A 10,430-nucleotide genomic window follows, 5' to 3' on the forward strand; every position below is an offset into this window, starting at 1 on the left:
ACCCTTAGGTTTACGCTGCACGCATGTTTTCTTCCGTCGCAGCGAAGATCCGCCTGGTGGTGGCACTGCTCCTCACTGCCCTCCTGGCGCTGACTCTGTCATCGTGCTCGAGTGGCTCGGATTCGTCGGCAGCCCCCACAGACCTGTGTGCACCTCCAGGAGTGGGAGCTGCAACCGCGGCGCCCACCAATCTGGACGCGGCAGCGGGTGCGGGCGCCGAAGACCGCTACACCACGGCCACCGTCACCCCGGTCGATCAGATCGACACCTCGAAGCTGAATCTGATCAAACCCGGGGTCATCACGGTCGGCACGCTCGGTGACGCGCCCCCGAGCATCTGCGTCAACTCCGAGAATCAGTACACCGGATACGACAACGAGCTGCTGAAGGCCGTCGCGGACAAGCTGGGCCTGAAGGTCGAGTTCGTCGGCACCGAGTTCGCCGGGCTTCTCGCCCAGGTTGCCGGTCGACGCTTCGACGTCGGCTCGTCGTCCATCACCACCACGGACGACCGTCGCAACACCGTCGGCTTCACCAACGGTTACGACTTCGGATACTTCTCCCTCGTCGTGCCTAACGGCAGCCCGATCACCGGCTTCGGAGACCTGGATGCCTCCAAGCGCATCGGCGTCGTGCAGGGAACCGTGCAGGACGACTACGTCGTGAACACGCTCAAGCTCGATCCCGTGAAGTTTCCCGACTACGCCACGGCGTACGCGAACCTCAAGTCCGGACAGATCGACGCCTGGGTAGCTCCGTCTCAGCAGGCCGAAGGTGCAATCGCTCCCGGTGATCCGACCTCGATCATCCAGAACACCTTCTCGGTCAACAACTTCGTCGGTTGGGCGGTGAACAAGGAAAACCAGCCGCTGATCGACGCCCTCAACTCCGGCCTCGACGCAGTCATCGACGACGGAACCTGGTCTCAGCTGTACGCCGACTGGGTACCGCGCCAACTCCCTGAAGGCTGGAAGCCCGGATCCAAGGCCGCGGCCACTCCAGAACTGCCCGACTTCGCAGCCATTGCCGCGGAAAACGCAGCAAACGGCGACGGTGGCGATACCGCGTCGTACCAACCGAAGTCGACGCTCGAACAGCTCAAGGACACGTTCTTCGACTGGGATCTGTACAAGAAGGCATTCCCCGATCTCCTCAAGACCGGTCTTCCCAACACCCTGATCCTTGCGCTCGCGTCCGGCATCATCGGCACGATCCTCGGCATGCTGCTCGCTGTCGCCGGTATCTCGCGCACCCGTTGGCTGCGCTGGCCGGCCCGCGTCTACACCGACATCTTCCGTGGCCTGCCCGCAGTCGTCATCATCTTGATCATCGGGCTCGGCGTCGGACCGATCGTCAAGGGAATCACCGGTAGCAATCCGTACTGGCTCGGTGTCGCGGCACTGTCACTGCTCGCGTCGGCATACATCGGTGAGATCTTCAGATCCGGAATCCAGAGCGTCGAGTCCGGGCAGCTCGAGGCTTCACGTGCCCTCGGTTTCAGCTACCGAAAGTCCATGTCGCTGGTCGTCATCCCGCAGGGTGTACGACGCGTTCTGCCGGCGTTGATGAACCAGTTCATCTCGCTGATCAAGGACTCGTCGCTGATCTACTTCCTCGGTCTGCTCGTCACCCAGCGGGAACTCTTTGCCGTCGGACGTGATCTCAACGCCCAGACCGGCAGCCTGTCCCCGCTCGTTGCGGCAGGCTTGTTCTACCTTGCTCTGACCATCCCGCTGACGCACCTCGTCAACTACATCGACAACCGACTCCGGACCGGACGCGCCGACACTTCAGGCACGTTGGATCCGCTCGAGCAGGCCATCGTCGTGGAAAGGGGCTGAGGACATGACCACCAGCTCTGAACTGAAGTCCGTATCGCTCACCGGCAAGGACCTGCATCTGTCCTTCGGTACCAACAAGGTGCTTCGCGGCGTCAACCTGCACGTCGACGCCGGAAACACCGTCACCGTCATCGGGCCCTCCGGTTCGGGCAAGTCGACGCTCCTGCGCGTGCTGAACCGTCTGCACGAGCCCGAGCAGGGTGACGTGCTGCTCGACGGGAAGTCCGTCCTGAAGGACAACCCCGACGAGCTACGCCAGCGGATCGGCATGGTGTTCCAGCACTTCAACCTGTTCCCACACAAGACCGTCGCCGAGAACATCGCACTCGGGCCGAACAAGCTCAAGGGTTTGTCGAAGGAACAAGCTCGGGCGCTCGCGCTCGAGCAGCTGGATCTGGTGGGGCTCAGGGAGAAGGCCGACTCGCGGCCCGGCAACCTTTCGGGTGGTCAGCAGCAGCGCGTCGCCATTGCCCGCGCCCTGGCGATGAAGCCCGAGGTCATGTTCTTCGACGAGGCGACGTCAGCTCTCGACCCCGAACTGGTCAAGGGTGTTCTGGCATTGATGGCCGATCTCGCGAAGTCCGGCATGACCATGGTCGTCGTGACGCACGAAATGGGTTTCGCGCGTTCCGTTTCCGACAAGGTGCTGTTCATGGATCGCGGCGCCGTTGTCGAAACCGGTACTCCGGAACAGCTTTTCGACGATCCCGAAACAGATCGACTGCAGGCGTTCCTCTCACAGGTTCTCTGACTCAGGGGCGCTTGCAGGGGATCGACGGGCGTTGATCCTCGACGCCTGAAGCATCAGATGGTCGCGTTCGGCGAGGTTGGATGCCTTGTGCGCTGCATCGGCATACAACCTCGCCGCCGACTCCAGGTCTCCGTCGCGTTCACGCAGATAGGCCTCGACTGCGGCATGGCGTGGAAGTGAATCGTCCAGCGCTGCAAGAGCTGCCAATCCGGCGCGTGGTCCGTCTGCCTCGCCGACGGCCACCGCTCGGTTGAGCCGGACGATCGGGCTGTCGGTCAAGGCTGCGAGTTCGTCGTACCACTCCACGATCTGCACCCAGTCGGTCTCGTCTGCTGTGAAAGCGTCGGCATGGAGTGCGGCAATGGCGGCCTGGGCCTGGAACTCACCGAGCCGGTCGCGGGCGAGAGCTGACTGGAGGATTGCGACTCCTTCGGCAATCGAATCGGTGTCCCACCGGCTGCGATCCTGCTCGGCTAGCGGAACCAGACTGCCGTCCGCGGCAGTTCGCGCGGCTCGACGAGCGTGATGGAGCAGCATCAGTGCGAGCAACCCTGCGACTTCGGGGTGATCGATCGCGGCCGCCAACTGCCGGGTGAGCCGGATGGCCTCGGCAGCCAGGTCGACGTCGCCGGAGTACCCCTCGTTGAAGACCAGATAGAGGACACGCAGGACGGTGGCGACATCGCCGGGTTGCTCGAACCGGACGCCGGAGACCGTGCGCTTGGCTCGGCTGATGCGCTGAGCCATAGTCGCCTCGGGCACCAGGTAGGCCTGCGCAATCTGGCGGGTGGTCAGCCCGCCGACAGCGCGCAGCGTGAGTGCGACGGCGGACGACGGCGTCAACGACGGGTGCGCGCACAAAAAGTAGAGCTGGAGTGTGTCGTCCACGCCCGGCACCGACCCGCTGACCGGCCGCTCGCCTGGCTGCTCGTCAGCCAGAAACTCCCGCTTACGGCGAGCCGCATCCGACCGGATCCCGTCGAGGAATCGCCGCCAGGCCACCGTGACCAGCCAGCCCTTCGGGTCCCGCGGCGGGTTGTCCGGCCAGACCCTGACCGCCTCGAGCAGAGCGTCCTGCACGGCGTCCTCGGCCGACGCGAAATCTGCTCCGCGGCGGACGAGGATGCCGAGCACGCTCGGAGTCAGACTCCGAAGCAGGGCGTCGTCCATGACAGGTTTCAGTCCGTGATGGTCGGCGGCTCGGTCAGGAACGGGCGCAGTTCGAGCCATTCGTGAATCGGCTTCCCGCCTGCGCCGGGCGCGGCCGAAAGCTCGCCGGCCAATTGGACGGCACGGTCGTAGTTGTCGACGTCGATCACCATCCAGCCGGCAATGAGGTCCTTGGTTTCCGCGAACGGACCGTCGGTGACCGGCGGGCGACCCTCACCGTCGTACCGGACAAAAGTGCCCTCAGGAGCGAGAGCCTGACCGTCGACGAACTCGCCCGCCTTCTCGAGCCGATCCGCGAAGTCCTGCATGTACTTCACGTGGGCAGTGATCTCGTCCGGCGTCCACTGGTCCATCGGCACGTCGTTGACTGCAGCCGGAGCGCCGCGGTAGTGCTTGAGCAGCAAGTACTTGGCCATCGTGAATCTCCTCTGTGTCGGTGCCACCCATTCTGGTCGCACTTCACTACAGGGACGAAGCAAGTCGGGGATTCTCGACATTGCGGGGCCTTCGGCCCTGTGCGCCTTTTTGGTAGTGCCCGCAACCAGAAAGGCGCACGGGGCCGGAGGCCCTAAATCCACCCCTGCCGGCGAGCGATCACTGCAGCTTCGTGCCGATTGGCTGCACCTAGTTTGGTGACAGCTGACGACAAATAGTTTCGGGTGGTACCCGCAGACAGGTGTGCCCGGGAAGCGATCTGCTCGATGGATGCCCCGTCGGCCGCGTATTCGAGTACGTCCGCCTCGCGCGGAGTAAGCGGTGAGTCGCCGGCGCCGATCGCCTCGGCAGCCAACGACGGGTCGACGTACCTCCCGCCCGCGTGGACGCTGCGGACCACCTCGGCGAGCGTCGCCGCAGGCGTCGTCTTCGGCAGAAATCCTCGGACGCCTGCTGACAGTGCCTTCTTCAGATACCCGGGACGCCCGTGGCTCGTCACGATGATCGAGACGCACCCCGAGACCGTCTGCGCAATCTGTTGCGCCGTCTCGATGCCGTCGATACCTGCCATTTGAAGGTCGAGCACGGCTACGTCAGGTTGATGTTTTGCAGCAGCGACCACGGCATCCTCGCCGGATTCGGCTTCCGCGACGACAACTATGTCGTCCTCGAGCGACAACATCATGGCCAGAGCCGAGCGGATCAGGTTCTCGTCGTCGGCCAGCAGTACCTTGATCGGCTCGGTCACCGAGACTCCTTCGTTCGGGACGGAAAGTGGGCGGTGAGGGTGAAGCGATCTTCGTCCTGCACGGTTTCGACAATTCCTCCGACGGCGCCGACGCGCTCGCGCAATCCGTTCAGGCCGGTTCCGTTGTTCGGCTCTGCGATCCGTGCGCCGTCGTTGGCGATCACGACGCCGTCCGCGAACACCTCGATGCTGCAATTCTCGGCACTCGAGTGCCGGAGAATGTTGGTCACTCCTTCGCGGACGACCCAGGCGGCAGCTTCGGCCAGTTCCACCGGCAGCTGATCTGCCGATCCACGTATCGCGGTGGAGATTCCGGCGGCCTCGAGCAGAGACTGCGCACCGGCCAGCTCGGACGCCAAGGCGATGGACCGGTATCCCCGAACCAACTCGCGCGCTTCGTCGAGTGAATCTTGCGCAAGTTCGCGTACTTCGTCCATCTGCGCGGCGGCACGATCGTCGCCACGTCGTGAAAGAGTAGCTGCAAGTTCACTTTTCACCGCAATTGCAGACAGTGCCCGCCCGACGACGTCATGGAGGTCGCGTGAAAATCGCAACCGTTCCTCGGCGACGGACAGAGCGGCAGCGGCTCCGCGTGCCTCGTCCAATTCGGTGACCATCCGCAGCAGCCACACCGACATGTAGACGGTCAGCCCCATGAAGGCGGCGACGATTCCGACGGACACGCCGCTTTCCGGACCCGCAAGCAGTCCCAGTACAACCCCGGCGGCCACCGAGCCCACGATCAGCCAGCGCAACGACGTCAACCCCGCAAGTGGCACGACAAGGATTGCCGCCAGCCAGAAGTACGGGCCGTTCTCGCCATTGCTTCCCAAGGCAATTCCCGCCGAGCAGAACGCCGACAACGTCATCACGGCAAGAGGAATCTGGACGGGCTTGGCCACGACTCCGCCCAGATCAGGCATCCGAGACACGGCGATGACGCACGCAACGGCACTGATTCCGAGGAAGACACCCGACAGGTACCGATCCGCAACTATCTCGGTGACCGCACCGAAGCCACCGAAAACCACTGCGACCATGATGAACGATTGCCGCGTGTAGAGGCGAACCTTGTCGACGTTCGACGCGGTTCGCCACGTCCGTCTCGGATTCCAGCGTCCGAAGTTCTGCGCGATCATGCCCACTACCTTCTCAGAGTTCTACGAACGCGGTTCCCAGCGGAAGTGGACGTTCGCGATCAGAACCGAACCGACGATCCACGCCAGCATGACCAACAGCGGTTGCGCAGCCGAACCGAAGGTGTCGACAAATCCGGCTGCCGCACCGGGCGCATCGCCCAGATCAGCCAGTTCGCCAGTGGTCCGCCCCAGCCATCCGAGATTGAGAAGGTCCACTACTGCGGCCAGCGGAGTGAAATCGAGAATGCGAGCAACGTTGTCCGGCACGACATTCCTGATCGAGGACATACCTGCCGTCGCCAGAATCAGAATCGGCATGCAGGTGATCTGCGCCGCCTCTGCATTTCGCGTGACAGCCGAAGTGATCAACGCCAGCGCCGTGAAGAGCGCGGCGCCGCCGATCACCGCGACCAGCACCAGGACCGGATTGACCGGAGCACTACCGCCCAGAACCATCACAGCGATTCCGATCACCACCGTCAACAGGCCGGTGAGAACCCACGACGGCACTGCCGGGCCCGCGAGGATCTCGGCGTCGCTGCATTCCCCTGTCCGTAGTCGCTTGAGAACCAACTCGTCACGACGCGTCGCGTACACCGACAGGAGGTTGTAGAAGACCACGAACACGAGCAGGAAGAGTGCAAACACCTCGAGGCCTGCCGACACCGACTTGTCGGACAACCCGCCATCGCGCGACAGGTACAGCATCCCCACGGGAAAGATCAACGGGAGGACGATTGCGTTGAAGAGCAACAGTCGATTTCGTCCCAGGAGCGTGAACTCCGAACGAGACAGGGTTGCTATGCGGTTCATGCCGACGCTCCTTCGAGAGTTGCGTGATGATCGAATTGGTCTGCAATGGAGAGGAATACGGTCTCCAGGGATGCCGCGCGGGCATCCAGGCCGGTCAGCAGGATGTTGTTGTGCTGTGCCCACAGCAGCAGTTCCGTCAGCGTCTCCTGCACTGTGCGAGTGGTGATCACCACCAGATCGTTTTCGACGCGTACCTCGGCGCCGGCCAGGGCCGGGAGCGGAAGACCGGGACGGTGCAGTTTGATCTGGGCAGGATGATCCGCGACGACGTCCGCCACGGTTCCGCTGCGCACCACCGATCCTCGGTGCATGATCGCCAACTGGTCGCACAGGGACTCGGCTTCGTCCAGGTAATGCGTCGTCAACATGATGGTGACGCCCGACGCTTTCAAGTCAGCGATCAATTGCCAAGTGTTACGTCGACTTTCGGGATCCAAACCAGTAGTCGGCTCGTCGAGAAACAGGACGAGTGGCCGGCCGATGATCGCGCACGCCAGATCCAGTCGCCGCGCCTCACCTCCCGAGAGGAACTTCACGCGGGTATCACCACGGTCACGCATGTCCACGCGCTCGAGCACCTCGTCCACGGGCAGCGGATTCGAGCAGGTTCCGGCCCACATCGCCAAACTCTCACGAGCAGTCAGGTCTTGGGGCAAGCCACCCTTCTGGAGCATGATGCCAAGCGACGGGCGAATCTGCTTGCGGTTGCGCACCGGATCCATGCCCAGAACGCGCACCGTTCCGGCACTGGCTCGTGAAAGACCCTGAATCACTTCGAGGGTGGATGTCTTGCCGGCACCATTGGTTCCGAGGAGGCCGAACAGCTCGCCTTCCTGAACACTCAGATCCAGATTGCGAACAGCATCGAACGCCTCCTTACCGGAGCCGTAACGCCGCGACATTCCGACTACGTCGATCACGGGATCGCCCTTCATCGCTGCGCCTCCGCTCGGTTCCAGCCGCGCAGTCCGATCGCGAATCGAATACCCGCATAGACAGCGAGAGCGGCAACAAGGATCCAGAACACCGGATTGGAGCCGATGATCGCGAACACCACTCCGACGATCGCGATGTTCACCACGATCACTACAAGTTCGCGGCCCATCGTGGGTGCGGGTCCGATGTCCATCAGGTCCGTCAGGAGGCTTCCCTCATGTGGTTCTCTCATGCATCCAAGCTTCGCGGGAAGTCAGAGCCGAAAACAGTGCACAGCGTCATCACCTGCGGTGACACCGTCACGGATCAGCGATGACAAATGTCATGCGACGTCCCCGCGGGGACGCGTCGTAAACCGCGGGTAAGGGTCACCTCGTTGTTTTGCCGTTCATTTTTACGTTCCTTTACCCTTGCTTCGAGCTTCTACGGTTCCCGAAGTCCGTACATCGAATCTCGGGAGTTCACGGTGGCTATCAAGCCTTTGGCCTTGTTCGTCAAACACGACGGCGTGTCTGCACGCGCGTCGATCACCTGCCAGTACAAGTGCGGAAACGCGTGCTCTCACGAGGTCCCCAACACCTCGGGCGGCGAGTACTTCCGCGACATCGCACGCACAGCGCTGAGTCGTCGCGGCTTGCTCCGGGGCAGCGGCATGGCAGTGCTCGCGGTGGGAGCGGGCAGCGCCCTCGTTGCCTGTTCGGACGAATCCGCAAGTGCCGAACCGGGAACCGGATCGACGAGCGGCAGCAGCAGCGGATCAACACCAGCGGGGACGAACTTCGGCGCCGTCGCGCCCAACAAGGAAGACAAGGTCACCGTCCCTGACGGATACGATCAAGCCGTCGTGATTCGCTGGGGTGACGCCGTTCTCGCCGGCGCCCCGGCTTTCGACTTCGACAAGCAGACTGCGGCAGCGCAGGAACTGCAGTTCGGATTCAACAACGACTTCGCCGGATTGCTCCCGGTCGACGGGCAGCCCAACACCTACCTACTCGTGGTCAATCACGAATACTCCACCGAGCCGGCGATGTTCCGCGGCTACGATGCGGAGAACCCGACCGAGGAGCAGTTCAAGATCGGCCTCGCCAGCCACGGACTGTCGGTCGTCCAGGTCAAGGGCGAATCCGACAACGGCAAGCTCGTACCGGAGATCGGATCGAACAACCGCCGCATCACCGGAACCACGGAATTTGTCGTGACCGGCCCCGCTGCAGGCAGCGACTTCCTCAAGACGAGTGCCGATCCCACGGGAACCAAAGTGCTCGGCACCCTCAACAATTGCGCCGGCGGCGTCACACCTTGGGGCACAGTGCTTTCCGGCGAAGAGAACTTCAACCAGTACTTCGCGAACGCCGAGGGTGTCACCGATCCCACGGTCGCAGCGCGACTGAAGCGCTACGGTCTTGCCGGTGCCGCTTCCGAGCGCAAGTGGGAACGATTCGACAAGCGGTTCGATCTGGTCGCAGAACCCAACGAGGTCAACCGATTCGGATACGTCGTCGAGATCGATCCCTGGGATCCGTCGTCGACTCCGATCAAGCACACAGCGCTCGGACGTTTCAAGCACGAAGCCGCCACCATTTACATCACGGCGGACGGCACCGTCGTCGCCTACAGCGGCGACGACGAGCGCTTCGACTACATGTACAAGTTCGTCTCCAGCCGAAAGATGCAGGACGGCAAGAGTCAAGCAGCCATGCGCCACAACATGACTCTGCTCGACGCCGGAACACTGTACGTCGCAAAGCTCAGCGGAAACTCCGCCGGCGAGATCGACGGCAGCGGCAAACTTCCGTCGGACGGCAAGTTCGACGGAACCGGCGAGTGGGTAGCCATCCTGCGCACCGGCGAAGACGGCAAGGGCGAATCGCTGGTAGACGGTATGAGCGCCGAAGAGGTCGCCGTCTTCACCCGCCAGGCCGGTGACAAGGTCGGGGCAACGAAGATGGATCGCCCCGAGGACTTCGAGGCAAACCCGAAGAGCGGCAAGGTTTACGTCGCACTGACCAACAACACCAAGCGCGGAGTCGACGGTGGCGCCGCGGCCGACGAGGCGAACCCGAGGAACAACAACAAGAACGGCCAGGTCCTCGAAATCACCGACGACCACGCCGGCACCACCTTCGGCTGGAATCTTCTTCTCGTCTGCGGAGATCCGGCCACAGCCGATACTTACTTCGGCGGGTTCGACAAGAGCAAGGTCAGCCCCATCTCATGCCCGGACAACCTTGCCTTCGACCCGCACGGCAATCTGTGGATCTCCACCGACGGCAACGCACTCAAGTCCAACGACGGGCTGTTCAGCGTTGTCCTCGAAGGCGAAAACCGCGGTGAGACAAAGCAGTTCCTCACCGTTCCCGTCGGCGCCGAAACCTGCGGCCCCATCGTGGACGAGAAGCGCGTCATCGTCTGCGTCCAGCACCCCGGCGAGACCGACGACGCCAGCATCGAAAGCCCCGCATCCCATTGGCCCGGCGGTGGTTCTTCCCAGCCTCGCCCGTCGGTAGTTGCAGCCTGGAAGAAGGACGGATCTCGGCTCGGCTCGTAACACACACGAAAACGACTGTGGGGCAGATCGCATACTCTGCGATCTGCCC

The 10,430-nt window shown here is 63.0% G+C and carries 10 protein-coding genes; 3 read left to right on the forward strand and 7 right to left on the reverse strand.

Annotated features, from left to right (window positions below):
• The first annotated feature begins 23 nt into the window (after nt 1-23).
• Complete coding sequence (locus BH682_RS29180) at nt 24-1,841, forward strand: ABC transporter substrate-binding protein/permease (RefSeq protein ID WP_003946057.1); 1,818 nt, start codon at nt 24-26, stop codon at nt 1,839-1,841.
• Between the two features lie 4 nt (nt 1,842-1,845).
• On the forward strand, nt 1,846-2,592 hold the full coding sequence (locus tag BH682_RS29185; protein WP_003946070.1) for an amino acid ABC transporter ATP-binding protein: 747 nt from the start codon (nt 1,846-1,848) through the stop codon (nt 2,590-2,592).
• On the opposite strand, the gene BH682_RS29190 is transcribed toward BH682_RS29185, so the two are convergent.
• From BH682_RS29190 to BH682_RS29220, 7 genes are all read right to left on the reverse strand, one after another.
• Nucleotides 2,578-3,762 (reverse strand): RNA polymerase sigma factor, encoded by a 1,185-nt coding sequence (locus BH682_RS29190; protein ID WP_054187259.1) that lies wholly within the window; start codon nt 3,760-3,762, stop codon nt 2,578-2,580. The two genes, BH682_RS29185 and BH682_RS29190, sit on opposite strands and share 15 nt — an antisense overlap.
• Before the next feature lie 8 nt (nt 3,763-3,770).
• Entirely contained in the window at nt 3,771-4,178 is a 408-nt protein-coding gene (locus BH682_RS29195) for a YciI family protein (RefSeq protein WP_003945999.1), read from the reverse strand.
• A 152-nt stretch (nt 4,179-4,330) separates the two neighbouring features.
• A complete protein-coding gene (locus BH682_RS29200) occupies nt 4,331-4,945 on the reverse strand; it encodes a response regulator transcription factor (RefSeq protein WP_003946002.1) in 615 nt (204 codons plus the stop codon).
• On the reverse strand, nt 4,942-6,084 hold the full coding sequence (locus BH682_RS29205; protein WP_007735262.1) for a sensor histidine kinase: 1,143 nt from the start codon (nt 6,082-6,084) through the stop codon (nt 4,942-4,944). Before BH682_RS29205 ends, BH682_RS29200 begins: the two co-directional genes overlap by 4 nt.
• A 21-nt stretch (nt 6,085-6,105) precedes the next feature.
• Nucleotides 6,106-6,897, reverse strand: coding sequence for an ABC transporter permease (locus tag BH682_RS29210; RefSeq protein WP_003946064.1), 792 nt, complete (start codon nt 6,895-6,897; stop codon nt 6,106-6,108).
• Entirely contained in the window at nt 6,894-7,832 is a 939-nt protein-coding gene (locus BH682_RS29215; protein ID WP_003945975.1) for an ABC transporter ATP-binding protein, read from the reverse strand. Before BH682_RS29215 ends, BH682_RS29210 begins: the two co-directional genes overlap by 4 nt.
• A complete protein-coding gene (locus BH682_RS29220) occupies nt 7,829-8,065 on the reverse strand; it encodes a hypothetical protein (protein ID WP_223304396.1) in 237 nt (78 codons plus the stop codon). Before BH682_RS29220 ends, BH682_RS29215 begins: the two co-directional genes overlap by 4 nt.
• Before the next feature lie 234 nt (nt 8,066-8,299).
• On the opposite strand from BH682_RS29220, the gene BH682_RS29225 reads away from it, so the two are divergent.
• A complete protein-coding gene (locus tag BH682_RS29225; protein WP_075835029.1) occupies nt 8,300-10,381 on the forward strand; it encodes a PhoX family protein in 2,082 nt (693 codons plus the stop codon).
• The last annotated feature ends 49 nt before the right edge of the window (nt 10,382-10,430 follow it).

It is taken from the genome of Rhodococcus sp. YL-1 (assembly GCF_001942025.1).
Classification (GTDB): domain Bacteria; phylum Actinomycetota; class Actinomycetes; order Mycobacteriales; family Mycobacteriaceae; genus Rhodococcus_F; species Rhodococcus_F qingshengii.

What these genes read in the sequence shown, in the direction of transcription:
- BH682_RS29180 (WP_003946057.1), top strand. Translation starts at nt 24, where the DNA reads ATGTTTTCTTCCGTCGCAGCGAAGATCCGCCTGGTGGTGGCACTGCTC.
- BH682_RS29185 (WP_003946070.1), top strand. Translation starts at nt 1,846, where the DNA reads ATGACCACCAGCTCTGAACTGAAGTCCGTATCGCTCACCGGCAAGGAC.
- BH682_RS29190 (WP_054187259.1), bottom strand. Translation starts at nt 3,762, where the DNA reads ATGGACGACGCCCTGCTTCGGAGTCTGACTCCGAGCGTGCTCGGCATC.
- BH682_RS29210 (WP_003946064.1), bottom strand. Translation starts at nt 6,897, where the DNA reads ATGAACCGCATAGCAACCCTGTCTCGTTCGGAGTTCACGCTCCTGGGA.
- BH682_RS29205 (WP_007735262.1), bottom strand. Translation starts at nt 6,084, where the DNA reads ATGATCGCGCAGAACTTCGGACGCTGGAATCCGAGACGGACGTGGCGA.
- BH682_RS29215 (WP_003945975.1), bottom strand. Translation starts at nt 7,832, where the DNA reads ATGAAGGGCGATCCCGTGATCGACGTAGTCGGAATGTCGCGGCGTTAC.
- BH682_RS29220 (WP_223304396.1), bottom strand. Translation starts at nt 8,065, where the DNA reads ATGAGAGAACCACATGAGGGAAGCCTCCTGACGGACCTGATGGACATC.
- BH682_RS29195 (WP_003945999.1), bottom strand. Translation starts at nt 4,178, where the DNA reads ATGGCCAAGTACTTGCTGCTCAAGCACTACCGCGGCGCTCCGGCTGCA.